26 protein-coding genes and 1 tRNA gene are annotated in these 26,593 nt (G+C 64.9%); 10 read left to right on the plus strand and 17 right to left on the minus strand.

What is annotated here, in order from left to right; genetic code table 11:
* Positions 1–24: 24 nt before the first annotated feature.
* From C666_RS13345 to C666_RS13385, 8 genes are all read right to left on the minus strand, one after another.
* On the minus strand, positions 25–642 hold the full coding sequence (locus tag C666_RS13345; RefSeq protein WP_004340494.1) for a hypothetical protein: 618 nt from the start codon (positions 640–642) through the stop codon (positions 25–27).
* Between the two features lie 478 nt (positions 643–1,120).
* Positions 1,121–3,649 carry a TonB-dependent siderophore receptor gene (locus tag C666_RS13355; RefSeq protein WP_004340496.1) on the minus strand — a complete coding sequence of 843 codons (2,529 nt, stop codon included), beginning with the start codon at positions 3,647–3,649 and terminating at the stop codon, positions 1,121–1,123.
* 201 nt (positions 3,650–3,850) lie between these two features.
* Positions 3,851–4,855 (minus strand): FecR domain-containing protein, encoded by a 1,005-nt coding sequence (locus C666_RS13360; RefSeq protein WP_245603892.1) that lies wholly within the window; start codon positions 4,853–4,855, stop codon positions 3,851–3,853.
* 16 nt (positions 4,856–4,871) lie between these two features.
* Positions 4,872–5,426, minus strand: coding sequence for a sigma-70 family RNA polymerase sigma factor (locus tag C666_RS13365; protein ID WP_004340498.1), 555 nt, complete (start codon positions 5,424–5,426; stop codon positions 4,872–4,874).
* 364 nt (positions 5,427–5,790) lie between these two features.
* Positions 5,791–5,864 (minus strand) — tRNA-Gly (locus tag C666_RS13370).
* 85 nt (positions 5,865–5,949) lie between these two features.
* Entirely contained in the window at positions 5,950–7,680 is a 1,731-nt protein-coding gene (gene ptsP / locus C666_RS13375) for a phosphoenolpyruvate--protein phosphotransferase (RefSeq protein ID WP_004340499.1), read from the minus strand.
* A gap of 2 nt (positions 7,681–7,682) precedes the next feature.
* Positions 7,683–7,952: an HPr family phosphocarrier protein gene (locus tag C666_RS13380; RefSeq protein ID WP_004340500.1), complete on the minus strand. Its 270-nt coding sequence runs from the start codon at positions 7,950–7,952 to the stop codon at positions 7,683–7,685.
* A gap of 35 nt (positions 7,953–7,987) precedes the next feature.
* Positions 7,988–8,386, minus strand: coding sequence for a PTS sugar transporter subunit IIA (locus C666_RS13385; RefSeq protein ID WP_004340501.1), 399 nt, complete (start codon positions 8,384–8,386; stop codon positions 7,988–7,990).
* A 238-nt stretch (positions 8,387–8,624) separates the two neighbouring features.
* Here C666_RS13385 and C666_RS13390 point away from each other — a divergent pair, with 238 nt between their 5' ends.
* From C666_RS13390 to C666_RS13400, 3 genes are all read left to right on the plus strand, one after another.
* Positions 8,625–10,256, plus strand: a complete 1,632-nt coding sequence (locus C666_RS13390; protein WP_004340502.1) for a BCCT family transporter — start codon at positions 8,625–8,627, stop codon at positions 10,254–10,256.
* Between the two features lie 84 nt (positions 10,257–10,340).
* Positions 10,341–12,218, plus strand: coding sequence for a DUF294 nucleotidyltransferase-like domain-containing protein (locus tag C666_RS13395; RefSeq protein ID WP_004340503.1), 1,878 nt, complete (start codon positions 10,341–10,343; stop codon positions 12,216–12,218).
* A 10-nt stretch (positions 12,219–12,228) separates the two neighbouring features.
* Positions 12,229–12,993: a 3'-5' exonuclease gene (locus tag C666_RS13400; protein ID WP_004340504.1), complete on the plus strand. Its 765-nt coding sequence runs from the start codon at positions 12,229–12,231 to the stop codon at positions 12,991–12,993.
* A gap of 95 nt (positions 12,994–13,088) precedes the next feature.
* Here the strand turns inward: C666_RS13400 and C666_RS13405 are convergent, their stop codons facing one another.
* The 3 genes from C666_RS13405 to C666_RS20570 all read right to left on the minus strand — a co-directional run bounded on the left by C666_RS13405 (position 13,089) and on the right by C666_RS20570 (position 15,398).
* Entirely contained in the window at positions 13,089–14,183 is a 1,095-nt protein-coding gene (locus C666_RS13405; protein ID WP_004340506.1) for a hypothetical protein, read from the minus strand.
* Between the two features lie 106 nt (positions 14,184–14,289).
* Positions 14,290–14,802: a hypothetical protein gene (locus C666_RS20565; RefSeq protein WP_154666132.1), complete on the minus strand. Its 513-nt coding sequence runs from the start codon at positions 14,800–14,802 to the stop codon at positions 14,290–14,292.
* 113 nt (positions 14,803–14,915) lie between these two features.
* A complete protein-coding gene (locus tag C666_RS20570; protein ID WP_154666133.1) occupies positions 14,916–15,398 on the minus strand; it encodes a hypothetical protein in 483 nt (160 codons plus the stop codon).
* Positions 15,399–15,487: 89 nt separating this feature from the next.
* On the opposite strand from C666_RS20570, the gene C666_RS13410 reads away from it, so the two are divergent.
* Positions 15,488–15,820: a helix-turn-helix domain-containing protein gene (locus tag C666_RS13410; RefSeq protein ID WP_004340507.1), complete on the plus strand. Its 333-nt coding sequence runs from the start codon at positions 15,488–15,490 to the stop codon at positions 15,818–15,820.
* 194 nt (positions 15,821–16,014) lie between these two features.
* Here the strand turns inward: C666_RS13410 and C666_RS19360 are convergent, their stop codons facing one another.
* From C666_RS19360 to C666_RS13430, 4 genes are all read right to left on the minus strand, one after another.
* Complete coding sequence (locus tag C666_RS19360) at positions 16,015–16,491, minus strand: hypothetical protein (RefSeq protein WP_004340508.1); 477 nt, start codon at positions 16,489–16,491, stop codon at positions 16,015–16,017.
* A 95-nt stretch (positions 16,492–16,586) separates the two neighbouring features.
* Positions 16,587–16,949 carry a BON domain-containing protein gene (locus C666_RS20575; protein WP_004340509.1) on the minus strand — a complete coding sequence of 121 codons (363 nt, stop codon included), beginning with the start codon at positions 16,947–16,949 and terminating at the stop codon, positions 16,587–16,589.
* 473 nt (positions 16,950–17,422) lie between these two features.
* Complete coding sequence (locus tag C666_RS13425) at positions 17,423–19,048, minus strand: ABC-F family ATPase (RefSeq protein ID WP_004340510.1); 1,626 nt, start codon at positions 19,046–19,048, stop codon at positions 17,423–17,425.
* Between the two features lie 69 nt (positions 19,049–19,117).
* Entirely contained in the window at positions 19,118–20,530 is a 1,413-nt protein-coding gene (locus C666_RS13430) for a diguanylate cyclase (RefSeq protein WP_004340511.1), read from the minus strand.
* A 243-nt stretch (positions 20,531–20,773) separates the two neighbouring features.
* On the opposite strand from C666_RS13430, the gene C666_RS13435 reads away from it, so the two are divergent.
* From C666_RS13435 to C666_RS13450, 4 genes are all read left to right on the plus strand, one after another.
* The gene (locus tag C666_RS13435) at positions 20,774–20,971 is read left to right on the plus strand and encodes a CsbD family protein (RefSeq protein WP_004340514.1); all 198 of its coding nucleotides are present in this window, start codon (positions 20,774–20,776) and stop codon (positions 20,969–20,971) included.
* A 72-nt stretch (positions 20,972–21,043) separates the two neighbouring features.
* Positions 21,044–21,208, plus strand: coding sequence for a DUF1328 domain-containing protein (locus tag C666_RS19905; protein WP_004340516.1), 165 nt, complete (start codon positions 21,044–21,046; stop codon positions 21,206–21,208).
* Positions 21,209–21,333: 125 nt separating this feature from the next.
* Positions 21,334–21,969, plus strand: a complete 636-nt coding sequence (locus C666_RS13445; protein WP_004340518.1) for a response regulator — start codon at positions 21,334–21,336, stop codon at positions 21,967–21,969.
* 13 nt (positions 21,970–21,982) lie between these two features.
* Positions 21,983–22,381, plus strand: coding sequence for a response regulator (locus tag C666_RS13450; protein ID WP_004340520.1), 399 nt, complete (start codon positions 21,983–21,985; stop codon positions 22,379–22,381).
* Positions 22,382–22,402: 21 nt separating this feature from the next.
* On the opposite strand, the gene C666_RS13455 is transcribed toward C666_RS13450, so the two are convergent.
* Entirely contained in the window at positions 22,403–23,764 is a 1,362-nt protein-coding gene (locus C666_RS13455; protein WP_004340522.1) for a CHASE3 domain-containing protein, read from the minus strand.
* A gap of 188 nt (positions 23,765–23,952) precedes the next feature.
* On the minus strand, positions 23,953–24,264 hold the full coding sequence (locus C666_RS13460; RefSeq protein ID WP_004340524.1) for a BON domain-containing protein: 312 nt from the start codon (positions 24,262–24,264) through the stop codon (positions 23,953–23,955).
* A gap of 194 nt (positions 24,265–24,458) precedes the next feature.
* Here C666_RS13460 and C666_RS13465 point away from each other — a divergent pair, with 194 nt between their 5' ends.
* The gene (locus C666_RS13465) at positions 24,459–25,625 is read left to right on the plus strand and encodes an exonuclease SbcCD subunit D (protein WP_004340526.1); all 1,167 of its coding nucleotides are present in this window, start codon (positions 24,459–24,461) and stop codon (positions 25,623–25,625) included.
* The coding region (locus C666_RS13470; RefSeq protein WP_004340528.1) for an AAA family ATPase at positions 25,622–26,593 on the plus strand (972 nt) is incomplete at its 3' end. The genes C666_RS13465 and C666_RS13470, both read left to right, overlap by 4 nt.

A 26,593-nucleotide genomic window follows, 5' to 3' on the forward strand; every position in this document is an offset into this window, starting at 1 on the left:
CCGCACCCGCCGCTGCCCGCCGGTTCAGTGGCCGGTCACCTCGAAACTCAGGGTGGCGGTATAGCGCACGTCCTCGTACTTCTTGCCGTCGACGGTCACGTTGCCGTTATTGACCCGGGCGCTGACTTCCAGCACGTAAAGCCCGGAAATGGGCGTGTCGAGCGTGACCGTGCCGTCCTTGCCCGGCTTCAGCGACTTGTGCCAGCCGCTGGCGGTATCCACGTTCACCAGGCTGGCCGAGACCGGGCGGCCCTTGAAATAGAGCTGGAAGGTATTGCCACCGGCTTGAGTGGGCACCAGTTCGAGATCGTTGACCGCCTTGGTCTCCTGGCGGCCGTAGCGCGCCTGGAAGTAGGTCAGCACGCCGTCGTCGCCGACACGCAGGGCGGTGAAGCGGCTGTCGCTTTCATTGGCGGCAAAGGTGTAATGGTCGGATGCCGTTTCGAGCGCCATCTGCCCGTCTTTGGGGGATACGGGCTGCGCATCGCGTAGCGCCGGCAGCGCGGTCGGCGCGTTCAATTCGCCGGCCAGTACCTTGATGTGCTCGTTGTCGCGCTGCAGCCACAGGATGTCGGCCTGGGCGAGGGGGGCGAGCAGCGAAGTCGCTGCCGCAAAGAGGAATCCGCGCAAGGCAGGGGTCATAGAAGGTTTCGTCCCAAGGAAAAGAAAGTCGGGGGCCGGATCGGCCGGGCCGGCAGCATGCATCCTGCCGCGTCCATCCCGGGCGCTGCGGCGTCCGGGGTTCCGTTTCGTGCGCTCTCACAGTGTATGTCGTTTGAGCGGCCCAAAAAGGGACATCAATTTACAGTCTGTTTCAACTTGCCGCGCAGGCCCGGCGCCCTTCTCGGTCGCAGCCTGGCGCCGGCGGGCGTCCTGAGCCAACCCGGGCAAGCCCCGGTCATCCTCGTGGATATGGCGCGAACCATCGAGGCCAAGGCGATCGCCCGGTTTGCCGACACGTCCGGAGACTAATCGGCATGATCGGTTTTGACATCTATGTGATGCCTCGGAAGGAGCGGGCTGGTGGCCTGGCCGGGGAAATATGGAAGTATGGCCAGAGGCGTCCCCGGCCTTTCTTCCGCGTGCGGGGAAAGTCCGGGGCGAGGTGGTGGTCAGCAGGTCAAAATTGGTATTTCAGCATTGCCATCAAATTCCGTGGCGCACCGTATTCATGTGCGTTTGCCCGCACCCGGTAGCGCTTGTCGAACACATTGTCGAGCCTGACATTCAAACTGAGGTGTTCGTCGAAAGCATAGGACGCCATCAGGCCGGCTACGGCATATGCTTTTACGGTAAAGAGCGCTTGTTGCTCGGGATTGCTCCGAAGCGTATAGATCTTGCTCTGCCAAACCACGCCACCACCAACGGTTAGACCCGCCAGGCCAGCGGAGGTATAGCTGGTGAATAGCTTGAACTGCCTGACTGGAACGATCGTGTTGAGTTGCTTTCCCCTGCTGTCTTTGAGCAGCATTCGGGTGTAGCCAGCCTGCAACTGCCAGCCTTGAGCCAATTCCCCCGCTACTTCCAGTTCCCAACCGCGGCCCTTGGTCGCATCTTCGGCGCGGTAGGCATAGTCCCCGCCAGGCGTGAGGTTGCCATCGTCCCAGACGGCCAGATTGTCTTTGCGCACCTCGAACACTGCTGTACTGGCATTGAGCCGGCCGCCAAACCACTCACCCTTCAGGCCCAACTCGTAGTTGGTTCCTTCCTCGGGGTCGAGCAAGCTGCCGCCAACGTCCTTGTTGTACTGCGGATTGAAAATCTCCGTGTAACTGGCGTAGGTAGACAGGTTCTTGTTCAAGTCATAGACGATGCCGACATAGGGCGTGAAAACGCCATTCTCCTTGCGGTCGTCGGAAACAGGATTGCCCGGTGCGTAACTGGAGTGCAAAGGCAAACGCCGAGTCAAAGTTTTCCAGTTGCTCCAGCGCCCTCCCAAGATGAAGGAAAGATCATCGCTTGGACGCACGCGAGTCGCCAGATACAGGCCTGTTTGCTCGGTTTCAGTCCGGGTTCCGGTGAAATTCCGATAATAGAACGATTCGGCATCGAAAAGATCCGGCTTGACATAGTTTCCGTTCCAATTGGCGGCCGATTGCCCGATGTAGTGGAATCCCATGCCCTGAGAATCTTTTGCCTGGAAATCGTATTTCGACGTATTGAGGCCGACGGACAGATCGTGGTGCCGCCCAAGCAATTCATAACGCCCATCGATTTTGGCTACCAGTGCATTGACTCGATTACTGCCTCCCGCCAAGTGGTACACCGCATCCATTTCCGCATTCAGGTCGTTGCCCACATAAGCCTCACCGCGTTCCCGATAGCTGTCGTGCTGGTTATGGCTAATGCTCAACTGCGCTTGCCAGTCATCGTTGAAACGATGTTCGAGTTTGGCGCTGAAGGTTCTGCGCTTGATCTGCCATGTGCTCCAAGACGCAATACTGCTGTCCGAATGCGAAAATGGTGTCGGCGTGCCGTCGCCAAACAGAATATCGAAGCCGTAAGCCGATGAGGCACCATTTGCAGTTTCACGCCCATGTTCCAGCGCCAGGGTGAGCAAGGTTCTATCGCTCAGATCAGCTTCAAGCACGCCATAGGCGACGCTCTTGTAGCCTTGGTAACGATCGATTGGCGCACCACCTTCATCGTAGGCAGCCACCAAGCGTCCGCGCAGGGTGGCGGCTGAGTTCAACGGTCCGCCCACATCTCCCACCGTCCGTCGCTGGCTCCAGCGCCCCAGGCTTTGGGAAGCGGATGCCTGAAAAATGTTGGTGGGGCGCTTCCGCGCCAGGCTGACGCTACCGCTGGGATCCCCCGCCCCGGAGAGCAGGCCGGTAGCGCCGCGCACAGTAGTCACCGAGTCATAGAGGGCGGTGTCCATCGATGTCAAACCATAACTGGAGCTCGCGGTGAATGCTTCGACCGGTGTGGTCAAACCATCGACTTGGAAACTCCGGATGACATAACCGCGCGCATAGAGCGGCTGATCGCCAGCCATTGGCGTGCCACTCATTACGGTATGGACGCCGGTTGTCTGCTCAAGAACAGAACCCAGTGAATTGAGCGCCTGATCATCCATCTGCTGGCGTGTGACCACCGTGACCGACTGCGGCGTTTCGCGCAGTTTGAGGTTCATGCTCGTTGCCGCATTGGTGTTGCCAGTGGTATAGGAGCCGGTGCCTTCGGTGAGGTTGCCGAGGTCGGCGCGGTCGGTCACTGTCACTGGGGTGAGCGTGGTTTCGCCGCGCTTGTCCGCCGGCGCGGGCCGCAGCCCGTAGCTCCCGTCGGACTGGAGGAAAGCCTCCAGACCGGTGCCGGCGAGCAGTGCGGCGAGGCCGGCTTCGGTGCTGTGGCTACCCTTCAGGCCAGGGCTGGTCTTGCCTTCAGCGGCGTTGCCGGCGCCGATCAGATAAATGCCGGTTTCGTGGGAGAAGCGGGTGAGCGCGTTGCCCAGGGGGCCGGCAGGGATGTCGTAGCTTCGGCCGGCCGATGCGGCTGCGCCTTGCGCCAGCGTGTCGGGCGTCCAGCCGCCCAGGGCGAAGGTGCCGCCGAAGACGAGTAGGTGGACGGCCAGCGCCAGCGGGCGGGTAGTGGGGAGGCTTGAAGCGGAAGCCTGACGGCTTACTGGGGGGGGGCAGCGGTGCGACATGGATGGGTTTCCTTCGTAGGTTTCGACGAGGCGAAGCCCTTCATCGCCGCGTGGCTGACTCCCGTGGATGGCTGGCTGGGCGGCGATAGGCGCTTCTCATCCGGTAAAACCAGCGAGGGGGGAAAACCCGGAACTTGTTTCCGGAAAATTCTCGATCCGTTCCGACCGAGATTCAGGCCTTGTTCGCGTCAGGCCGATGGCTCAGTGCGCGTCCGGATGACGTGCGGGTTCGATGCTGGTCCACCAGGGCAGCGGCTGTTCGATGCGGATCGGCAGCGCCGAGGCCAGCATGCGCAGCACGCGGTCGGTGTCGTGGATGGGGAAGTTGCCGTAGACTTTGAGGCCGGCGATTTCGTCGGCGACACCGAGGTGGCCGCGGCGGTAACGGCGCAATTCGTGGACGACTTCGCGCAGCGTGATGTCGGCGGCGGCGAGGGTGCCGCGCGTCCAGGCTTCGCGGGCGATGTCGGTGGTTTCGGGCGGGGTGATGCGGTTGGTGGTGAAACGGACTTGCTGCCCGGCGGGGATGATTTCGGTACCGCCGTTGGCTGAGGTGCGGATTTCGACGGTGCCTTCGTAGACCGCGAGGCGGGTTTCGCCGTCTTCCAAGCGTACGTCGAAGCGGGTGCCCAGAGCCCGCATGCGTCCATGAGGGGTTTCGGCCATGAAGGGGCGCAGCCCGTCTTCGGCAGTGTCGATGAAGATTTCGCCGGCGACCAGGGCGACGCGGCGTTCTCGGGGAGTGAAGCGGACGTCGATGGCGGTGGCGGTGTTGAGCCAGAGGCGGGTTCCGTCGGCGAGCGTGATGTCGCGCTGTTCTCCGATGGCGGTACGATAGTCCGCCGTCCAGGCCATCAGGCTGGCGGGGAGCGGGGCTTCGCGCCAGCCCAGCCAGCCGAGCAGGCCGCTGCCGGCGAGTGTTGCGACCCCGGCCAGGGTGCGGCGGCGGTCGTTGGCGGCGCAGAGCTCGTTTGCGGCCAGGCGCGGGTCGGGCATGTCGCGCAGGGGCTCGAAGCCGCGGCTGATCTCCTCGACATGGCGCCAGGCGGCCTGGTGCTCGTCAGCCGCTTGCAGCCATTTCTGCCAGGCTGCTTGGTCCTGGATGCTGGCCTTGCCGTCGCGCAGGCGGGCATACCATTCGGCTGCTTGCTGCAGCATGGCGTGGGAGGGTTCGTGCATGGCGGTGCTGGCGCTTGCGTGATTCACGGGGCGGATTGGCGAATCAAGGCCTGTGTTCCTGGCGCAATTCGTCCGCCGTCTGGCGCGCGCGCAACGCGAGGCAGCCGAGCATGGCTTGGGCAACGTACTTGCGCACCATGCGGCCGGAAATGCCCAGTTCGGCGCCGACTTCGTTGTCGGTCATGTCGCAGACCACGGCCAGCGTGAAGGCGCGGACGGCCTTGGGCGAGAGGGCGTGCAGCATGGTGCTGATTTCTTCCAGTGCCTGCAGCACGATGACCTGCCGCTCGGCGGAAGGGTAGTGATCTCGTGGCGTCACCGCCAGAGTGTCGAGCCAGGCTCGTTCGATTTCCTGCCGGCGCCAGAGGTTGATGCACAGGTTCTGCGCCGTGGCGCGCAGATAGGCCCGTGCTTCGGCCATGCTGTCGAAGCGCTGCTGCGCATTGCCGCCGAGCATGCGCACGAAGGTGTCGTGCGCCAGGTCCGCAGCTTCTGCCGCACATCCGAGCCGGCAGCGCAGCCAGCCGTGCAGCCAACCATGGTGTTCGTTGTAGAGCAGTTCGATGGGAGATGGAGAACTGCGGTGGAGTGAATTCACGAGATCACCAGGCGCCTAGGGTGGCTTTTTGAATGGGAATTGATCTCAATTATCGGGGCCGAGGCGTCTCGATGGCAACATCGGGAGGTGTGGAGCCGCCCGCCATGAGCATGCGGAATCCGTTTTTCGAGGCCTGGTATGCCAGGGCGTCGCGCTTGGCTCCATTCAATGACTCGGGGCCTTTCACGTGGCCGCTCGCGGAGTGGGAAGCCGAGCATCGTTTGGCCACTTCTTGTGCCACTATTGAGCGGCTTTCAGTGGATCTCACCGCATGTCACTGGGTCGGAAATCCTAGAAAAGCCGAGCTGTGACAAGGGATTGCAGCGCTCCATGGACTTTCTTGGAATTCCCTGGAGAGTCGAAGTGGAGCGGGCGAAGGGAATCGAACCCTCCTCATGAGCTTGGGAAGCTCAGGTAATGCCACTATACGACGCCCGCGTCGGCGGCCGGCAGAACAGCCGGCGCGAAATAGCGCGTTATTTTATGGCCACCGGCCGGCCAATGCAATGCCAGCCGGCGTGTTTCAGACGGCGAGCCGTTCCACCGCCTCGCGCACGCGCACGGGGTCGTCGGCTTTCAGGATGCGCTGCACCTTGGGCGCGAGGTCGCCGAGGTCGGCGCGCAGCACCTGCTGCTTGATCTCCAGGATGTTGCCCGGGTGCATCGAGAAGTTGCGCAGGCCCATGCCGAGCAGCAGCAGGGTGTATTCCGGGTCGCCCGCCATTTCACCGCATACCGATACCGGCACGCCGAAGCGCGCGCCCGTCGCGATGGTGCCGCTGATCAGCTTGAGCACTGCCGGGTGCAGCGGGTCGTAGAGGTGGACGACGGCTTCGTCCGAGCGGTCGACGGCAAGGGTGTACTGGATGAGGTCGTTGGTGCCGATGGACAGGAAGGAGAGCCTGCGGATGAACATGCCCAGCGACAGGGCGGCGGCGGGGACTTCGATCATGCCGCCGATCTGCACACCTTCGTCGAACTTGACCTTCTCGGCGCGCAGTTCGGCCTTGGCCTTGTCGATGAGCGCCAGGCACTGGTCGATTTCCTGTGCGTGCGACAGCATCGGGATCATGATCTGCAGCTTGCCGTGCGCGGAGGCGCGCAGCAGGGCGCGCAGCTGCGTTAGGAACATCTTGGGCTCGGCCAGCGAGTAGCGCACCGCGCGCAGGCCCAGCGCGGGGTTCGGCTCGTCGCGGCCGTGGGCGCCGTTGAGCGCCTTGTCCGAGCCGACGTCGAAGGTCCGGATGGTGATCGGCTTGGCCGGCAGGGCCTTGAGCACGCTGCGGTAGGCTTCGTACTGCTCGTTTTCGTCGGGCAGCGTGTCGCGGCCGATGAAGAGGAATTCGGTGCGGTACAGGCCGATGCCGTCGGCGTTGGCGGTCTTGACCGCCGGCAGGTCCTTCGGCCCCTCGATGTTGGCGAGCAGGTTGATGGTTTCGCCGTCGAGCGTGGTGGCGCGGGTGTCGCGCAGGCGGTTGAGCTTGGAGCGCTCGATTTCCAGCTCGCTGCGGCGCAGGCGGTATTCCTCGACGATGGTTTCGTCGGGATCGACGATGATGACGCCGCGCGTGCCGTCGACGATGACGAGTTCGTCGTCTTCCAGCAGGTCGCGTACGTGGTGCAGGCCGACCACGGCCGGAATCTTGAGGCTGCGGGCGACGATCGCGGTATGGCTGGTGGGGCCGCCGACGTCGGTGACGAAGCCGGAGATGTTGTGGTCGCGAAAGCCGATGGTGTCGGCGGGCGACAGGTCGTGGGCGACGACGATGGTGCCGAGGCCGTCGCGGCGCTTGGGCGGCAGATGGCCGGGGTGGCCGAGCAGCACCTTGACCAGGCGCTCGACGACCTGCACGACGTCGGCCTGGCGTTCGCGCAGGTAGGGGTCCTCGATCTGGCGGAACTGCTCGACGAGTTGCTCCATCTGCTGCACCAGGGCCCATTCGGCATTGCAGCGGCGCGTCTCGATCAGGCTGCGGGCGGAGTCGATGAGCAGGGGGTCGGCCAGCATCATCAACTGCAGGTCGACGAAGGCGCCGACCTCGCTGTGCGTCTGGCCGGAGGTGGCGGCGGCCTTGAGGCCGACCAGTTCGCCCTGCACCGTGGCGATGGCGTCGTTGAGGCGTCCGAGTTCGTCGGGCAGGTGGCGGGGGGCGACGTGGTAGTGGTTGACCTCGAGCAGGGCATGCGAGATCAGGTGGACATGGCCGATCGCGATGCCTTGCGAGACGGGCAGGCCGTGCAGGGCGAAGGTCATGTTTACTCTCCTTCGCCGAACTTGTCCGCGACCAGTTCCTGGAGGGCCTGCAGGGCCTTGTCGGCGTCGTCGCCGTTGGTGTCGATGGTGATGGTGCTGCCCTTGGCGGCGGCCAGCATCATGACGCCCATGATGCTCTTGGCGTTGACGCGGCGGCCGTTGCGTTCGAGCCAGACTTCGCACGGATAGCTGCTCGCCAGCTGCGTCAGCTTGGCCGAGGCGCGTGCGTGCAGGCCGAGTTTGTTGATGATTGCGGCTTCGGCTCTTGGCATGGTGTCGTTCTCCCCCGAATGTTCTCGTTTGCGCTCTATGGCGCCTGGTTTGCGTCGATGTGCAGCACGCCGTCGCAGCCGCCGGACACCGCGCGCTTGAGCAGGGTGTCCATGTCGCGTTCACGGTAGGTGAGCACGCGCAGCAGCATCGGCAGGTTGACGCCGGCGACGGCTTCGACCCGTCCGGGTTCGGTGAGCTTGGCGGCGACGTTGCACGGCGTGGCGCCGTAGATGTCCGTCATGACCAGCACGCCGTGGCCGCTGTCCGCCCAGCCCAGCATCTGGCGTGCCTGCGGAAGGATGTCGAGCGGGTCGTCCTGCGCCGACAGGCCGAGCTGCACGATCTGCGGCGGGCGTTTGTTCAGCACATGGCAGGCGCACTGGATCAGTGATTCGCCGAGCGTGCCGTGAGTCAGCAGAAAGATTCCGATCATTTCACTTCAATCTCCACAGCCGGCAATTCTAGCCGATGGGGGCGGGCTATGGCCGGCCATGCTGCCGGGTTGCGAGCCCGCTCCGCGGATATGACGATAGGGATGGCGGTGGGGCCGAGCCGGCGATCCGCTTGGGAAATGCGGTTTTGTGCATCGCAGCGGGGCTGTTAGTATATTTTTGTGCAAATGTTTATGAGGCTGCTGCCGGCCCAGGCCGGACAGCCTTTCAGGAGTGCCGATGACCGAAGCAAAGGATCCGATGATCCCCGACGGGGCCGTCAACCCGATCGATACCGACTACCAGGTCGGCCAGGACAACATCATCGTCAACGTCGGGCCGTTCGGCCTCGACATCCACAACCGCGTGTTCGTCATATCCGGCCTGCTGGTGGTGGTCTTCGTGGTGTTGACGCTCGCTTTCCACAACCAGGTCGAGCCGCTGTTCAGCGGCGTCAAGAACTGGCTGACTTCGAGCCTGGACGGTTTTTTCCTCGTCGCCGGAAACATCTTCGTGCTGGTCTGCCTCGGGGTGGCGCTGTCGCCGCTGGGGCGGGTACGCCTGGGCGGGACGGAGGCGACGCCCGACTATTCGTATCTCGGCTGGTTCTCGATGCTGTTCGCGGCCGGCATGGGCATCGGGCTGATGTTCTTCGGCGTGTCCGAGCCCCTGTCGCACTTCGGCACCGCGCTCGGCGGTGTGGCGACGGAAAACGGCGTTCGCACCGACTGGGCGCCGCTCGGCGCCGCGGCGGGCGATGCGCAGGCAGCGGCGCGGCTCGGCATGGCGGCGACGATTTTTCACTGGGCGCTGCACCCGTGGGCGATCTATGCCGTGCTGGCGCTCGGGCTGGCCTTGTTCTCGTTCAACAAGGGGCTGCCGCTGACGATCCGTTCGGTGTTCTACCCACTGCTCGGCGAGCGCGTGTGGGGCTGGCCGGGGCATGTCGTCGACATCCTCGCCGTGCTCGCGACGCTGTTCGGCCTGGCCACTTCGCTCGGCTTCGGTGCGGCGCAGGCGAGTTCGGGCCTGAACTTCCTGTTCGGCGTGCCGCTGGGCACCACCACACAGGTGGTGCTGGTCATCGGCATCACGGCGATTGCGCTGGGCTCGGTGGTGTCCGGCCTGGACGCGGGGGTCAAGCTGCTGTCGGAGCTCAACATGATCCTGGCGTTGCTGCTGTTGCTGTTCGTGATCGCCGTCGGGCCGACGATGGACATCCTCGGCGGCTTCTTCGCCAACATCGGCGCCTATCTCCAGTACCTGCCGGCCCTGTCCAATCCGGTCGGCCGCGACGACGCCAACTTCCTGCAGGGCTGGACCGCCTTCTACTGGGCGTGGTGGATCTCGTGGTCGCCCTTCGTCGGCATGTTCATCGCGCGCGTGTCGCGCGGGCGCACGGTGCGCGAGTTCATCGTCTCGGTGCTGATCGTGCCCTCGATCGCCTGCACGCTGTGGATGACGGTGTTCGGCGAAACCGCCATCACCCAGGTGGTGCGCGACGGTTACGAGGCCGCGGCCAAGGCCGAGCTGCCGCTGCAACTGTTCATGGTGCTCGACGCGCTGCCGCTGGCGCAGGTCACCTCCTTCCTCGCCATCGTGCTGGTGGTGGTGTTCTTCGTCACCTCATCCGATTCGGGCTCGCTCGTCATCGACGTGATCTCGGCCGGCGGCAAGATGGACGCGCCGATGCCGCAGCGCGTGTTCTGGGCGGTGTTCGAAGGCCTGGTGGCGGTTGCGCTGGTCCTGGGCGGCGGGCTGGTGGCGCTGCAGGCGATGGCGGTGTCGACCGGGCTGCCCTTCGCCATCGTGCTGCTGGCGGCGAGCCTGGCCATCGTCAAGGGCCTGGCGACGGAGCCGCGCGCGCGCTGAGCACGGCCTGGCGGGCACATGCCCGCGGCTGCATCCGCGCGCGCGGTGTATGTTTGCCCTGACCGACATTCACGGATCGAAGCCATGCAGGTCGAACAGCTCGAAATCCTCGATTTCCTCCGCGCCCATCCGCCCTTCGACGGCTTGCCCGAGGACGCCCTGCAGCGCGTGGCCGCCGCGATCGACGTGCGCTACTACAAGGCGGGCGAGCAGATCGTCGAGTTCGGCCAGGCTTCCGAGTTCTGGCATGTGGTGCGCAGCGGCGCGGTGGAAATCTTCCGCCGCAACGGCACGCTGTACAACCGCCTGACCGCGGGCGGCTACTTCGGCGAATTCGGCTTGCTGCGCCATGGCCGCGTGCGCTTTCCGGCCAGGGCGCTGGAAGATTCGCTGCTCTACCTGATTCCGCAGCCGATGTTCCTCGAACTGTTCGACGGCAACGAGGCTTTCGCCGACCACGTCGAAGTGGAGGATCGCACCCGGCTGAGGCAGGTGATGTCGCGCCGCGAGGACGCCAACGACCTGATGTCGGCCACGGTCGACACCCTCGTCGGGCGGGCCGCGGTGACGCTGGGCAGCGGCGCCAGCGCGCGCGAGGCGGCGCAGCGCATGACGCAGGAGGGCGTGTCCTCGCTGCTGATCGTCGACGATAACCCGGACGTGCCCGATCTGCCCTTGCTGTCCGGCATCCTCACCGACCGCGACCTGCGCACCCGCCTGCTGGCGCCGGGTCTGGACCATGACACGCCGGTGGCCGAGATCATGACGCCGGGTGTGGTCACGGTCGCGCACAACCGGCTGGTGTTCGAGGCCATGCTGGCGATGCTGCGCCACAACGTGCATCACCTGCCGGTGCTGAAGCACCAGCGTCCGCTGGGCATCGTCGCGCTGTCGGACATTATCCGCTACGAATCGCGCAACAGCCTGTTCGTGGTCGGCGGTATCTTCCGCTGCCAGACGGTGGACGAGCTCGCCGCGCGGGTACCCGACGTGCGCGCCTGCTTCATCCGCATGGTCGGCGAGGAAACCAGCGCGCACATGGTGGGCAGCGCAATGGCGGCGATCGGGCGCAGCTTCAAGCAGCGCCTGCTGGAACTGGCCGAAGCCGAACTCGGCCCGCCGCCGGTGCCCTACTGTTTTCTCGCGCTGGGCTCGATGGCGCGGCAGGAGCAGTTGATCGTCACCGATCAGGACAACGCCCTGGTGCTGGACGACCGCTTCGACCCGGCGCGGCACGACGCCTACTTCGAGGCCCTGGCCACCTTCGTCAGTGACGGGTTGGCGCGCTGCGGCTACAGCTACTGCACCGGCGGCGTGATGGCGACCAACCGGCAATGGCGGCAACCCTTGAAGGCGTGGGAGCGCTGCTTCAGCGACTGGATCGAGCGGCCGACGCCCGGCTCGCTGCTCAACGCCGCCATCTTCTTCGACCTCGACGGCGTGTGGGGCCGCAGCGAATGGGCCGAGCGCCTGCGGGAACTGATCGCGCGCAAGGCCAGGGGCCATTCTCGCTTCCTCGCCTGCATGGCGCGCAACGCCTTGCTGCGCACTCCCCCGCTGGGCTTCTTCAAGGACTTCGTCGTCGAGTCCGACGGCCGCCACAGCCATGCGATCAACATCAAGCGCCGCGGCACCGCGCCGCTGGCCGATCTGATCCGCGTGCATGCGCTGGCCATCGGCTCGCAGGCGCTCAACTCCTTCGAGCGCCTGCGCGAGATCATCGACGCCGCCATCCTGCCGCTGGGACGTGGCCAGGATCTGTACGACGCGCTCGAATTCATTTCCGCGGTGCGGGCACGCCACCAGGCCGAAGACCTCGCCGCCGGAGTCGACCCGGACAACAGCATCGATCCCGAGAAGCTGTCCGAATTCGAACGCAAGAGCCTGCGCGACGCCTTCCTGATCTTGGGCAGCGCGCAAAAATTCCTCAAGTACCGCTACCAGCCCGGGCGGGCCAACTGAGGGCGGTGCGGTGCTGCACCTGAGCCATCTGAAAGGCACGGCGCCGGGCCGTCCGCGCCCGGGCCGCGGCAAGGCCGCGCGTCCCGACTGGCCGCGCCGTTTCGCGGCGCTGGCGGCTACGGCGCGTGATCCGCGCCTGCGGGCGTTCTACGCGCAGGGCGCGGCGGCGGGCGCCACGGCCTTGAAGGACGTGCCGATGGCGGCGCTCGACATCGAAACCACCGGGCTAAACCCCGCACGCGACGAAATCGTCAGCATCGGCGTCGTGCCGATGGCACTCGGCCGTATCCGGTCGAGCGCCTCGCGCTACTGGGTCGTGCGTCCGGCGGCGGAACTGAAGCCGGAGTCGGTGGCGATCCATGCGATCACACATGGCCAGATCGAGGCCGCGCCCGACCTGGACGCGATTCTCGGCGAGCTGCTGGAAGTGCTGGCGGGCCGTGTCGTCGTCGTGCACTGCCGCGACATCGAGCGCGGCTTTCTGGATACCGCGCTGCGGACGCGCCTCGGCGAAGGCATCGAGTTCCCGGTCATCGACACCATGGAGCTCGAAGCCCGGCTGCACCGCCCGCCGCCGGGCATTCTGGCCCGCCTGTTCGGCAGGAAGACGAAGCCGGTGTCGATCCGTCTCGCCGCCAGCCGCGCCCGTTACAAGCTGCCGCGCTACCGCGCCCATCACGCGCTGACCGACGCGCTCGCCACCGCCGAACTGCTGCAGGCGCAGGTAGCGCATCGGTTTTCGGTGGAGACGGCGCTTGCCGAGGTGTGGGGGTAATGTGTATTCGAAATTAAAAGGGGGTTGGCTCTAGATTGAAGTTCAACACCCAGCAATACCATTCGGTTATTGCGCTCTAGGTGACTCCAGTCCTTTCAAGCGTGGCTGAGCAATAAAAATTTTGCTCCTTCAAGCTCCCGAAGCTTCTCCACTTTACTTGAAAAATGCGAAATGGAAATTTTCTTCTCTGCCAGAAAACCCATATGAGCAGAAAAGCCTTGAAGCACTTCGTCCTTCACCAGAAGCTTGTTGGCATAATCGACCACTGAGGAATCTCGCCCTGAAAATGTGCTTCGAACGAGCGTTGTTTTGTCAAGTGTCTTCCTGAGTTCATCGATCCATTGCACACCACGCTGGGTGCCGTTGACGAAATCGAGGAGCCTGATCAGATTGGCCGCCGGCAAGGATTGAACATAACGCATATCGAGGAGATGGACGGGATCGTCCTGGAGCAACAATTTTCCGCAATGCCTACGTGCGAGAACCCGCCATTCCTGACGGTGCTTTTCCATCTCGTCCCTTGCTGCATCGCCCATGCCCAGGTCACTGGTTGCCATTACGCTGCCAAGGCAGGCAAGCATGTAGCAATCTTCAGATGCATTCAGTTCAACAATGTCTTCGATCTCGTCGAACTGAGATCGGTAATGATAGGCAAGAGTTGTAAATGACTGCTTGCTCTGTAACAGCAGATCACGCCGCATGGCTTCATCCGTCGCCCGCTGCGACAGATGCAGATGCTCAATCGCCGCCTGAAGTTTCGCCCGCTGCGAGGACTGCAGGAACCTCTTGATCGCCTTGGTCTGCTTTTCGATTGCATTGAGCTTCTGATCGATGCGCCTCAGACGTGAGGCAAGAAACGTGAAGCCTGTAACGGATGTGACCAGCCCGAGGCCGGACAGCGCCGTCGCTGCCATCGAGTAATTCAAAATCTGCTCGGTTGCCGCCTTCACTGCTGCCACGTTCGACGATAGCGCTTGCAACTGAATACCGTTTACGATGGAGCCGATGACGCCAAAACCGGGTACTGCGTTGAGCAACCCGGCAGAGGCCGGCATGGCGAGATGAGAGACGATGCGGCCAGTTGTATCGCGTATGACTCCGCCATGGAGCGTCAAATTACCTGTCGCCAATCCAATTACTTGGTCGACTGGTATGGAGCGCGCGACATTCAGGCCAAGATCAGCCAGCATCGAGTTCACCTCTGCATATTTTCAGTAATTTCTTGGCCCATCAACTCCGCTTCGATTTTAATCCAAAGGAAATTTTTTCCTTTGTGACATCCGTCACAAGTCCAGATCACGCTCGGACATCAGCATCGGGGCGTTCCGTCTTGCCGATTTTCTTGACCAGGCGTTCAACGATTCTGGCCTCCGTTTCAGTGAACAAAATCTCTTGATCTCTCGTCGCTGATTTCAGTTTTCTCATGAATCGGCACCAATAATAGAATCCCGCACCAGCGGCAATGCACCCCACAGCAGGAAGCAGGAACGCTATAACAGCGCTGCTCGGAGTGATACCGATCGACATCAGCAATGCTTTCAACCCTGTTGCTTCAACTGCTGTTCCTGCAACGCCAGCACTTCCAATAATGCTGGAGCCGGCACCTGAAAGCACGGCTACTGCGGTCGCACCCAGTCCTGCCGCAGTGCCGGTTGCCGTAGCAACGAGTCCAGTGATCGCTGCGGTGCTCAGGTAAGTACCTGCTATGTATCCACTTGCGCCAGTAACAATCATCCCCCCTGCTGCGTGAGGCACCAAAGTGCCACCAGCAGTCAGAGCGGCCAAAATGGGTATCAGGGGTAGGGCCATAGGGGGTTTTCCAGATCGAACTTGACGTTGTGCTTCACGCGTGAAAATCGCTTCACCAGTTTTTTTAAAGGCATTCGCATAAATCGCACTCCTTGGGGAGTTGTTAGCCGTTTCTAATTAAGAGCGTCGAGAACGGCGTTCTCAATTACTCCCTTAGAGTTGCAAGTAACGGTTTCTGTTCTTCTGTCAAACCGCCGCATCTCTTGAAATTCTGTATTGACACTTACACTCGGACGATCCGTGGAGCGTGTGACGAAGACATTGAACGAAGCCTTGCGTCCGAATGGAGTCCACAGACCTCCAGTGCCGCAATCTGCAGCATCGTTATTGAACGACATTGATTCTGCGTAAATTACGCCGCTGTCTTTTGCAATATTTTTGATTGGGATATTCCTGGACGCGAAGAATTGAACCAGCCTCTCCCAAACCTCATCGTAGCTTCGGTTGTAAGTGCGTGAATTATCTATGCTGTAAGTCGATGGCATGGTTCCGCAACTGGCAAGAGCTATAGCGGCTGTGGCTGCAATAACAAGGCTCTTGATGCGGCTTATCTTGTCTCCAAGCGGTGAAGGCTGCTGATGCGCAGTGAGTATCATAGAACGGACTCCGTACTTATCAGTATGATTGATGTTTATTCTACGTATTACGTAGAGAGGTCGCAAGGAAATCCTACGAGTATCGTAGGATGCGTCTCAAGCCCCCGATCTCCTGTTTTGGCCGCCGCATGCGGGAAGCACGCCTGTTGGCGGGAATTCCGCAGGACAAGCTGGGGGTGGCGATCGGGCTGGATGAGGGGACGGCGAGTGCGCGGATCAGCCGCTACGAAACCGGCGTCCATGCGCCACCCTATGATGTGGCCAACAAGCTGGCGCACATATTGCGGGTGCCGGTTGCATACTTCTATTGTGAGGACGACGAACTGGCTGGTGTCATCGCCGCGTGGGGTCGGGCATCGGCAATCCAGCGGCGAAATGTCAGGGTTTTCGTGGAGCGAGAGATTCGGGGAGAGGACGCCTGAGCCAGACTGACCAGCCGATGGCGGGTATGGCATCGCATCCCGAGGGGCTAGCATGCCAAGGCGCGCCCATTCTGGGAGCGCACTGATGACGAGCAGGCGTATGCAGTTGGGTCTCTTGTGCTACAGGTCGTGCGTTCGGGGGTGGGTTCGGCGGCTATTTACGCGATTGCGCATCGATGGGGCAATGTGCTTAGTCATGCCGCGCCGAGGATTTCGCGCAGGGTGAGGAGCAGGGCGTCGGCTTCCTTGCGCCCTTTGCGCGAGCCGCGCATTTCCATGTGCCAGCGGGCGCTGACCGAAAGCAGGGCGCTGCGGTCGGCGGCATCGTCGATCGCATGCTGCAGCGCGTTGCCGAAAACGCCGAGGTGGCGCACCGCGCTTTCGCGCATCAGGGTGCGTGCGCGGTGCAGTGTGGCGGGGCACAGGGCCTGCGCCGCCACCCGCACCGGTGCCGCCGCGCCGCGCGGGGCGATGAGCCCGGCAGAGGCAAGGCCGGCGAGCAGCGGATCGATGTCGGCGACGTCGAGCAGGCGCGCCAGTTGCTTACGCTCGCGCTCGCCATCCACCAGGATGAGCAGGCGCCGTTGCAGCGCCGGCAGGCGCCGCTCGCGGCGGGTGATTTCTTCGAAGCCGGCGGCGGTCTTGGTGTAGATGCCGGAGGCGGAGGGCATGGCGGGCGATCGGGGGAAGGCGATGACGCCAGGGTAGCCGCGCCGTGTTGCAGGATTCTTGCGCACGGCGCAGTGCGTGCCCCGGCACGCCGCGTTCAGGGCCTGACCGTGAGTTTGTTGTTGATCGAGGCCACGCCTTCGATGCTGGCGGTGACCATCGATGCGCGTTCGACTTCGGCGCGGGAGCCGACTTCGCCGCTCAGCGTGACCACGCCCCGGGTGGTTTCGACATCGATGTAGCGTGCCCGGGTCAGCTCATCCGTGGTCAGTGCGGCCTTGACCTTGGTGGTGATGGCAGCGTCGTCGATGTACTGTCCGACCGATCCGGATTCCTGCTGCGTGCCGTCGCCGGCCGCGGGCCTCATTTCGGGGCTGGCCGCATCGGAGGCGGCAAGGGCGACTGGCGCGGAAAGGCCGATGAGGGTGGCGGCGAAGGTGGTGGCAAGCATCTTGTTCATGGCGGGATTTCCTCCAGGGTCTGGGTGGTTTGCGCAACGCGGAGGGCGGCGCCGTCGCTGCACGATCGTGCGGCGCGTCAGGTGAACAGCCAGATCAGGATGATGATCGGGATGGGTACGCCGAGCAGGAACAGCAGGATCGAGCGCATGGCGGTCTCCTTTCATGGTCCGTGTTGCGGTGGAGTCGGGCGCGGCGGTTCGGTGTCGGCAGGGCCGTTGCGATGTCCGTCGTCCCTGGAGCAAACGATAAGGGCCGGGGGCGGGCGTGTGCATAGGCGCATACCGCTTGCGCGTGTCGGACAATGCTGGCCTGCTGTAGGCGAAGGCCTACACCGGTGGCGGGGCGCCACGCGTCGGGCAGGGCGCGGTTGCCGGTTGCGGCATCGCCGGAAAGCGCCCCCTGGATACGCCGAAGGCCCGCATCGGCGGGCCTTCGGGGCGTGGAGCAGGCAGGGGGCTTACCCTGGGCGGGCTTATTCCAGGCCCTGGCTGGAGAGGTATTCCTCGTAGGTGCCGCGGTAGTCGATGATCTGGCCGTCGAGCTTGATCTCGATGATGCGGGTGGCGAGCGAGGACACGAACTCGCGGTCGTGCGAGACGAAGACCAGGGTGCCGTTGAACTTGTCGAGGCCGGTGTTCAGCGACTCGATCGATTCCATGTCGAGGTGGTTGGTCGGTTCGTCCATCAGCAGCACGTTGGGGCGCGACAGCATCAGCTTGCCGAACAGCATGCGGCCCTGCTCGCCGCCGGAGATCACCTTCACCGACTTCCTGACTTCGTCGCCCGAGAACAGCAGCCGGCCCAGCGTGCCGCGCAGCAGGGTTTCGTTGTCCTCGCCGGTGGCGGCGGCGGTGATGCGGGAGTAGGGCGCGATCCAGTCGGTGAGGCTGACGTCCTCGGCGAAGTCGGCCGAGTGGTCCTGGGCGTAGTAGCCGGGCTTGGCCTTCTCGGCCCACTTGATCTGGCCTTTCTGCGGCTTCAGTTCGTCCACCAGCAGCTTCAGCAGCGTGGTCTTGCCGACGCCGTTCTCGCCGATGATGGCGACTTTCTCGCCGGCTTCGATGGCGATGGAGAACTTGTTGATGAGCGGCTTTTCCATGCCCTCGTAGGCGAAGCTGATGCTGTCCACTTCGCAGGCCAGGCGGTGCAGCTTGTCCTTGTCGTCGTAGTCGAAGCGGATCCACGGGTACTGGCGGCTGGACGGCTTGACGTCCTCGGGCTTGAGCTTGTCGATCAGCTTCAGGCGGCTGGTGGCCTGCTTGGCCTTGGACTTGTTGGCCGAGAAGCGGCGCACGAAGGCCTGCAGGTCCTGGATCTTGTCCTTGGCGCGGGCGTTGGCGGCGGACTGGCGTTCGCGCGCCATCGTCGACGCTTCCATGTAGTCGTCGTAGTTGCCGGGGTAGATGGTGATCGTGCCGTAGTCCAGGTCGGCCATGTGGGTGCAGACCTGGTTCAGGAAGTGGCGGTCGTGCGAGATGATGACCATCGTGCAGTCACGGTTGTTGAGCACGTCTTCCAGCCAGCGGATGGTGTTGATGTCGAGGTTGTTGGTCGGCTCGTCCAGCAGCAGGATTTCGGGGTTGGCGAACAGCGCCTGAGTCAGCAGCACGCGCAGCTTCCAGCCCGGCGCCACTTCGCTCATCGGGCCATTGTGGAGTTCGGTGGGGATGCCCACGCCCAGCAGCAGCTCGCCGGCGCGCGACTCGGCAGTGTAGCCGTCGTATTCGCCGACCTTGCCTTCCAGCTCGGCGGCGTGCATGTAGTCGTCTTCGGTGGCGTCCGGGTTGGCGTAGATCGCGTCGCGCTCCTGGATCGCGGCCCACAACTCCTCGTGGCCCATCATCACCACGTCGAGCACGCGCATGTCTTCATACGCGAACTGGTCCTGGCGCAGGTAGGCCATGCGTTCGTGCACGTCCTTGGAGACGTTGCCGGCGGAGGGTTCGAGAATCCCGCACAGGATCTTCATGAAGGTCGACTTGCCGGCGCCGTTGGCGCCGATCAGGCCGTAGCGGTTGCCGTCGCCGAACTTGACGGAAACGTTCTCGAACAGGGGCTTGGCCCCGAACTGCATGGTGATGTTGGCTGCGACGAGCACGGAAAATCCTGTTTTTCAGATAAAACAAAGCCTTGCATTATAGCGCAGGCGGCTTGAATCGTTGCCTCGCTACGCGGGCACGGTACAGAATCCCAAGTCGTGCTCGCAGCGGTTGCGGCCGCCCTGCTTGGCGCGGTACATGGCGTTGTCGGCGCGGTTGACAAGGCGCTGGTAGTCCGGGTGGCCGTCATGCATCGCCACGCCGATGCTGACCGTGATGTCGAGCTGCCCACCGTTGGAGATCAGCAGCCGCTCGTCGGCGATGCGCGTGCGGATCTTCTCGGCGACCCGCATGGCGTGGGCGTGGCTCATCTCCACCAGGACGACGAGGAATTCCTCGCCCCCGTAGCGGAAGACGAAGTCGCCCGCGCGCACGCTGTTCTGCAGAATCATCGCAACCTGCTGCAGCACGCGGTCCCCGGCCTGGTGGCCGTATTCGTCGTTGATGTGCTTGAAGTGGTCCACGTCGATCAGCAGCAGCGCGAACGGCTTGCCCTCGGTGCGGGCGATTTCCGACTCGCGGGCCAGGATGGCCGGCAGGAAGCGGCGGTTCAGCAACTGGGTCAGCGCGTCCTTGCCCGATTCGAGATCGATCAGCCGCTCGAACATGCTTTCGGTAAGGAACTTGAGCTCGCTCACTTTGGATTGAACCTGCTTGAGCAGGTGGCGGACCTCGCCCGGGTTGTTGCCGAGTTGCTGCGCACAGAGCGGCAGCAGCGTGTCGTCGATCGAGCGCATCAGCGCGCGCACGGCGTGCAGTTCGGAAGGGCCGCGGAAGACGGCGGGCGCCTTGTGCTGCATCCACAGCCCGAACGAGGAGCCGTTGATGCGCGGCAGGTCGTCACCCGGCAGGGCGGTCATGACCGCCTGCAGGTAGCGGTTTTCCCAGTCGAGCAGCGCGGAACGCTGGCGTTCGCGCTCGAGCGACATGTTCTGTCCGGACGAAAACGAACGATAGGCCTCGTCGATGCGCGCGGTGCGTTCGTGCGAGGCGACGAAGGCCGAACTCATCACCTCGAAAGCGAGGTCGATCAGGCTGTCCACGTACATGACCGCCTCGACGAGCCCGTTGCGGTCCAGCGTGCCGTGCGCCAGGTGGAGGCCGATCTGGTTCTTCAGCGTGCGTGCGCCGCGTGCGACGATATTGACCGGCACGTCCACGCGCGAATGAACTTCCCCCACGTGGCGCTGCATCGCCATCGCGGTCACGAACTGCTCCTGGGTCTCGCACGAGAACAGCGTACTGAGCCAGCGCTGCATCGACGCGTGCAGGCGGTCGTGCACGATGCCGTTGTCGAGAAAGCTGCGCGCCTCGGTGTCCTGCATCATCCTTTCGTAGAACGCATCGGCCAGCACGTGCCGCTGTTTTTCGATGAGGTCGCGCACCGCCGCCCGTGCCGCGGGCGGGGTCTGATCGAACAGGGAGATCCAGTCGGCCTGTACGGTCTCGCTGGCCTCTGCGGAGTTGATTTTTCTTTTCATTCTGGTGACTTGGGGCCAAAAGGATGATATTGCCACGCTCCATCCGGGCATGCTGTGACATGCGTGGCTTCCGCGCACAGGCGGGCCGGGCGGGAGGCCGGCTGTCGGAATCGTCCGACGCGGGTTTCGGATCGGGCTGATGGGGCGCGGGGGGCGGCTTGCCTAAAGTGGAGGCGTGGACCGGACACAGCGGCAAACACATCCACAGCATGACGCTGCACCCCCAACCCAAGGAGAACAGCCATGAACAAGGACATCATCGAAGGCAACTGGAAGCAACTCAAGGGCAAGATCCAGCAGCAATGGGGCAAGCTCACGGACGACGATTTCGACGTCATCGAAGGCCGCGGCACCGAGCTCGCCGGACGCATCCAGGAACGCTACGGAATCAGCCGCGACGAGGCCGAAAAGCAGGTGAAGGACTGGGAAGGCCGTCTCTGAAGGCCGCTGCCCCTTGCCGGACCGCCGCCCCCGGGCCGGCGTCCGGCGCCTTTCCCGACCGAGGAGAAGATCATGCTCCACTATGCTGTCATTTTCTTCGTCATCGCCCTGATCGCGGCCCTGTTCGGCTTCAGCGGCATCGCCGCCGGCGCGGCGGGCATCGCCAAGATACTGTTCGTCGTGTTCCTGGTGATGGCGATTGCCAGTTTTCTCATCAACCTCGTCAAGGGCCGATGATGCCCGCACCCCTCCCGCGCCCGGCCCCGGCCGCCGCGCAGCGTCCGCCAGGCGCCGGCGCCCGCATGGGCGTCCGGCGCATCGGCTATTCTTCGACCCCTCGACCATGAATCGGACTGCCGGAAATGTTGCGTATCGCCATCGTCGATGACCACCAGATCGTGCGCGCGGGCTTTCGCGAGATGCTCGCCGAAGAGCTGGGCTTCACCTTCCCGTTCGAGGCGGCCTCCGGCGAGGAGGCGCTGCAGGGCCTGCGTGAGCACGAAGTGGACGTGCTGCTGCTCGACCTGTCGCTGCCGGGGCAAAGCGGCGTCGATGTGCTGCGCGCCGCGCGCCAGCGCTACGAAAAGCTGCGCATCCTGGTGTTGTCCGGGTTCCCCGAGGATCGCTATGCGCTCGCGATGATCCGCAACGGCGCCGACGGCTACCTGTGCAAGGATTGTTCGCGCGAGGACCTCATCAACGCGATCCATGCCGTCGCCCAGGGGCGGCGCTACCTGTCGCCGCGCACGGCCGAACTGTTGGCGCAGGAGCTGACCGGCGGCGGTGCCGGCGCGCCGCACGAAAAACTGTCCGACCGCGAGCTGCAGGTGTTCCTGCGCCTTGCCCGCGGCGAATCCGTGTCCGACATCGCCGGGGTGCTCAATCTCAGCGTCAAGACGGTCAGCACCTACCGTTCGCGCCTGCTTGAAAAGCTCCAGGTGTCCAGCAACGCCGAACTGGCCGCCTACGCGCTGCGCCACGGGCTCCTCATCGAATGACAAGGTGCGACATATGGCCGCTTCCGCCTCCCGTCCCCTTCGTGTCGTGCTGATCGAGGATTCTCCGATCCTGTGCGCGATGCTGCGCGACATGCTGGGAGAGCTCGATGGCGTCGAGGTCGTTGCCGATGCCGACGACGAGCAAGGGGCGCTGGCGGAGCTCGAACAGCACTGGGCCGACATCGCCATCGTCGATCTCGAACTGCGCCAGGGCAGCGGCCTGGGCGTCCTGAGCCGCCTCCAGGCCGAGCCCGAGCGCTACGGCAGGCCGCGCGCCGTGGTTTTCTCCAACCATGGCCACAGTACGTTGCGGACCCGTTGCGGCGTGCTCGGGGTCGAGCATTTCTTCGACAAGTCCTTCCAGATGGACGAACTGCTCGAATTCATCCAGGCCGCCGCGTCGCGCCACTGAACGAAGCCCGGAGCATTGGCGTCATGCGGTGATCGGAATGCTGGCCACGATGCGCGTGCCGTGTCCGGGGCGGCTGTCGATGTCGAGCTTGCCCGCCAGCATCTGCACGCGGTGCGCGATGCCGGTCAGGCCATGGCGCTGATGCCGCCGGGCCGATGGGTCGAAGCCGTCGCCATTGTCTTCCACCCGCAGCACGATCCGGCCCTGGTCCGATGCCAGGCTCAGGCGGACGTGCGTGGCCCTGGCATGGCGCCGCACGTTGGTGAGCGCCTCCTGCGCGATCCGGTACAGCGCCAGCGATACCGTGGCCGGCAGTTCGGGCAGCGTGTCCGGCAGTTCGAGCTCGATCCGCCCCTCGTCCTCTCCCACCACCCCCGACTGTGCCAGCGAGCGCAGGGCTTCGGCCAGGCCCAGGTCGGACAGCAGCGGCGGGCGCAGATCGGCCACCACGCGGCGCTTGATCGAGATGATCTGGCTCAGCGTGTCGAGCAGGCGGTCGAAGCGTTCGCGCAGCGGCGCGACGGCCTCGGCCGGCAGCTTGCGCGCGATCCAGCCCGCATCCAGTTTGGCGGCGGTCAGCAGGGAACCAAGTTCGTCATGGAGTTCGCGCGCGATGCGTTCCTGCTCGGCCTCGCGCGTGTTGGTCAGATAGCTCGCCAGGCTGCTCAGCTCTGCGGTGCGCGCTTCCACCACCGATTGCAGGCGCTCGTTCTCGGACCGGAGCAGCGCGGCAAGGCGGTCGCTCAGGCGGTCCTGCCGGTACAGCAGCACGATGATCGTCGCCAGCAGCACCAGCACGCCCATGCCGAGCACAGTGTTGGTCCTGCGCGCATCGCCAAGGTGGTCGAACGAGGCCACGATGGTGGCGTGTATCTGCTCCATCGTCCGTGCCCGCAGATCCTCGATGAGGCTGCGGATGTCGTCGGTGATCTGCCTGCCGTCGCCATCCCTGCCGCCGTCGGCCTCGGGCGCGATGCTGTGCTCGATGGCCTGCGCCAGCGAAGCCCAGCGGGCTTCTACCCGCGTGGCCAGTTGCCCGACGGCGTCGCGCTGGGCAGCATCCGGCCAGTCTTCGGCCTTCAGCGCCGAGATGGTGCGCTCGATGTCGGCGCTGCCGTCCTGGTATGGCGCCAGGTAAGCCGGATTGCCGGTCAGGATGAAGCCGCGCACGCCGGATTCGGCATCGAGCAGGCGGACCAGCAAGGTGTCGAGATGGGTGACGCGGCTGGACTGTGCCTGCAACTGCTGCAAGGCCTCGCGGCTGGTCTCGGCATGGCGCTGCGCGGTCAGCAGCCAGACCACGCCCAGCACGAAGCCGAGCGCCAGTACCACCAGCAACAGCAGGGTGGAGGCGCGTGGCAGGGTGGATAGCGGGCGTGGCAAGGCGCGTCTCGACAGTGGGGGCGGGGCGTGGTCGTGTCCTTATAGCGGAGGCCGGCCGCGCCGAACAGAGGGCGATACCCCTATGCTTCCGCGCTGGCCGCGCGCCAGGGGGCGCGGCCAGCGCGGGAACAGGGTGAAGGAGGAAGGCGCGGATCGCTCCCCCTCCCTCGCGGCTGCGGGACGCCGGCTCAGGGGCGGACGGCGATGTCGTTCTTGACGGCCTTCACGCCCGGCGTGGTGCGCGCGATCTCGGCGGCGCGGTTGCGCTCGGCGGTATTCTTGGCGAAGCCCGAAAGCTGCACGGTGCCCTTCAGCGTCTCGACGCTGATCGACATCGCGCTGACGGCGGGGTCTTCGGCGAACTTGGCCTTCACGCGGGTGGTGACGGTGGCGTCGTCGACGTACTCGCCGACGGTGGACTGGTCGCGGGTGACGGCGCAGCCCACGGCGGTGAAGGCGAGCAGGCCGGACAGGGCGAGGGTGGCGGCGGTATGTCTCATGATGACTCCTCCATGTTTGCGGGTATTGGCGGCGGGGTCCGTTCCCCGCCTGCGGGACGCGATTCGAATGTATCCTCGGCGGCATCCGGGCGCTGTCCGACAGTGCGGATTGCGCTGTAGGACGATTCCGTCAGCCGTTCCTTCCTTGCCATCCGCATTTTCGTCCAGCCTCCATCCGCACATTCCAGGCTTACATGCGTTTTCTCCATTCCGCCGACTGGCATCTCGGCCGCGTCCATCACGGCGTCTCCTTGCTCGAAGACCAGGCCCACATCCTGGGGGAGTTCGTCCGCCTCGCGGCCGATGCGCGGCCCGACGCCATCCTGCTCGCCGGCGACATCCACGACCGCTCGGTACCGCCGGCCGAGGCCGTGCGCCTGCTCGATCTGGTGCTGACCGAACTGGTGCGGGGGCTGCGCATCCCCGTGGTGATGATCGCCGGCAACCACGACGGCCCCGACCGCCTCGCCTTCGGCGCCAGCCTGCTCGACGGCGCGGGCCTGACCGTGCGCGGGCTGGCCGAGGCGCATCCGCAGCCACTGGTGCTGCACGACGCCCATGGCGCAGTGGCGATCCATGCGCTGCCCTACGCCGAGCCCGCCGTCGTTCGCGCCGTGATGCGCGGTGCGGATGAGACGGCGGGCGTCTCCGCGATCGACTCCCACCACGCCGCGCTGGGCGCGCAATTGCACGCCGCGCGCGCGATGCAGCCCGCGGGTGCGCGCAGCGTCGTCGTCGCGCACGCCTTCGTGCTCGGCGGCAGCGAGAGCGAATCCGAGCGCCCGCTGTCGGTCGGCGCCAGCGGTGCGGTGGGTGCGGCGCTGTTCGACGGCTTCGACTACGTCGCGCTCGGCCATCTGCATCGTCCGCAGCAGGTGGGCGAAGCGCGCATCCAGTATTCGGGCTCGTTGCTGAAGTACTCGTTCTCCGAGGCGGACCACGTCAAGTCGGTGAATCTCGTCGAACTCGATGCGGCCGGCGCCTGCTCGGTCGAACGCATCGCGTTGTCGCCGCGCCGTGACCTGCGCATCGTCGAAGGCCCGCTCGACGCCATCCTCGCCGCGGCAGCGGCCGACCCGGGGCGGGACGACTACATCCTCGCCCGCCTCACCGACACCGGCGCCCTGCTCGACGCCATGGGCAAGCTGCGCGGCGCCTATCCCAACGCGCTCGCCATCGAGCGCCCGGAGATGGCCGGCGGCGGCGCCGGCCGCGCGGCGGCGGACCATCGCCGCATCCGCGTGCAGGATCTGTTCGCCAGCTTCCACCAGGAGGCCACCGGCCTGCCACTCGACGGCGACGGCGCGGCGGCGCTCGAACGCATCGTCGCGCGGCTGGAGCGCGAGGAACGCCACGCATGAAGCCGCTCAAGCTCGTCCTGCAGGCTTTCGGCCCCTTCGCCGGGCGCGAGACGGTGGACTTCACCCGCCTGCCGCCGGGGGCGCTGTTCCTCATCTCCGGCCCCACCGGCGCGGGCAAGACCTCCATCCTTGACGGCATCACCTATGCGCTGTACGGCGACACCTCCGGCGGCGAGCGCAGCGCACGCGAAATGCGCAGCCACCATGCCGAGGCCGCGCTGCAGACCGAGGTCGGGCTCGACTTCGCGCTGGGCGGGCAGTGCTACCGGGTGCGCCGCATGCCCGAGCAGACGCGCACGGCGCAGCGCGGCGGCGGGGTGGTCAATGCGCCGGCCAAGGCGGAACTGTTCCGCCTCGATGCCGATGGCCGGACCTGGCAGCCGCTGGCGCAGCGCACCACCGAAGTCACGCAGCAGGTCGAGTCCCTGCTCGGCTTCAAGGCCGACCAGTTCCGCCAGGTCGTGCTGCTGCCGCAGGGCCAGTTCCGCAAGCTGCTGGCGGCGAGTTCGGCCGAGCGCGAGAAAATCCTCGAAACCCTGTTTGGCACGGCTGCCTACAAGCGCCTGCAGGACGCGCTGAAAGCCGAAGCCGCAGGCCTGCGCGAGCGTGGCGAACAGGCCCGCCTGCGGCGCGACACCTTGTTGCAGCAGGCGGGGGCGGAATCGGCGGAGACCTTGTCCGCCCGTGTGGACGCTCTGGGTGCCGCGCTGGCGGCGTTGGAAGCGGACGAAAAGGCCGCGCGCGAGGCGGACGCCGCTGCCCGCACGGCGCTGCAACAAGGACAGGCGGCGGCGGCCCGATTCGCCGAGGCGGAGGCCGCGGCCTCGGCGCTTGGCTTGCTGGCGGCGGGGCGGGCGGAAATCGATGCGCTGCGCCTGCGTCTCGACGATGCCCGGCGCGCACAGCAGGTGCTGCCGGCCGACGCTGCGCTGTCGGCCGCGCGTGGCGCCGCCGCCGACGCCCGCGCG

The sequence above is a fragment of the Thauera linaloolentis 47Lol = DSM 12138 genome, from assembly GCF_000310205.1.
GTDB classification, from domain to species: Bacteria; Pseudomonadota; Gammaproteobacteria; order Burkholderiales; family Rhodocyclaceae; genus Thauera; species Thauera linaloolentis.

What these genes read in the sequence shown, in the direction of transcription:
- C666_RS13345 (WP_004340494.1), bottom strand. Translation starts at nt 642, where the DNA reads ATGACCCCTGCCTTGCGCGGATTCCTCTTTGCGGCAGCGACTTCGCTG.
- C666_RS13355 (WP_004340496.1), bottom strand. Translation starts at nt 3,649, where the DNA reads ATGTCGCACCGCTGCCCCCCCCCAGTAAGCCGTCAGGCTTCCGCTTCA.
- ptsP (WP_004340499.1), bottom strand. Translation starts at nt 7,680, where the DNA reads ATGACCTTCGCCCTGCACGGCCTGCCCGTCTCGCAAGGCATCGCGATC.
- C666_RS13380 (WP_004340500.1), bottom strand. Translation starts at nt 7,952, where the DNA reads ATGCCAAGAGCCGAAGCCGCAATCATCAACAAACTCGGCCTGCACGCA.
- C666_RS13385 (WP_004340501.1), bottom strand. Translation starts at nt 8,386, where the DNA reads ATGATCGGAATCTTTCTGCTGACTCACGGCACGCTCGGCGAATCACTG.
- C666_RS13390 (WP_004340502.1), top strand. Translation starts at nt 8,625, where the DNA reads ATGACCGAAGCAAAGGATCCGATGATCCCCGACGGGGCCGTCAACCCG.
- C666_RS13395 (WP_004340503.1), top strand. Translation starts at nt 10,341, where the DNA reads ATGCAGGTCGAACAGCTCGAAATCCTCGATTTCCTCCGCGCCCATCCG.
- C666_RS13405 (WP_004340506.1), bottom strand. Translation starts at nt 14,183, where the DNA reads ATGCTGGCTGATCTTGGCCTGAATGTCGCGCGCTCCATACCAGTCGAC.
- C666_RS20565 (WP_154666132.1), bottom strand. Translation starts at nt 14,802, where the DNA reads ATGGCCCTACCCCTGATACCCATTTTGGCCGCTCTGACTGCTGGTGGC.
- C666_RS20570 (WP_154666133.1), bottom strand. Translation starts at nt 15,398, where the DNA reads ATGATACTCACTGCGCATCAGCAGCCTTCACCGCTTGGAGACAAGATA.
- C666_RS13410 (WP_004340507.1), top strand. Translation starts at nt 15,488, where the DNA reads ATGCGTCTCAAGCCCCCGATCTCCTGTTTTGGCCGCCGCATGCGGGAA.
- C666_RS19360 (WP_004340508.1), bottom strand. Translation starts at nt 16,491, where the DNA reads ATGCCCTCCGCCTCCGGCATCTACACCAAGACCGCCGCCGGCTTCGAA.
- C666_RS20575 (WP_004340509.1), bottom strand. Translation starts at nt 16,949, where the DNA reads ATGAACAAGATGCTTGCCACCACCTTCGCCGCCACCCTCATCGGCCTT.
- C666_RS13430 (WP_004340511.1), bottom strand. Translation starts at nt 20,530, where the DNA reads ATGAAAAGAAAAATCAACTCCGCAGAGGCCAGCGAGACCGTACAGGCC.
- C666_RS13435 (WP_004340514.1), top strand. Translation starts at nt 20,774, where the DNA reads ATGAACAAGGACATCATCGAAGGCAACTGGAAGCAACTCAAGGGCAAG.
- C666_RS19905 (WP_004340516.1), top strand. Translation starts at nt 21,044, where the DNA reads ATGCTCCACTATGCTGTCATTTTCTTCGTCATCGCCCTGATCGCGGCC.
- C666_RS13445 (WP_004340518.1), top strand. Translation starts at nt 21,334, where the DNA reads ATGTTGCGTATCGCCATCGTCGATGACCACCAGATCGTGCGCGCGGGC.
- C666_RS13450 (WP_004340520.1), top strand. Translation starts at nt 21,983, where the DNA reads ATGGCCGCTTCCGCCTCCCGTCCCCTTCGTGTCGTGCTGATCGAGGAT.
- C666_RS13460 (WP_004340524.1), bottom strand. Translation starts at nt 24,264, where the DNA reads ATGAGACATACCGCCGCCACCCTCGCCCTGTCCGGCCTGCTCGCCTTC.
- C666_RS13465 (WP_004340526.1), top strand. Translation starts at nt 24,459, where the DNA reads ATGCGTTTTCTCCATTCCGCCGACTGGCATCTCGGCCGCGTCCATCAC.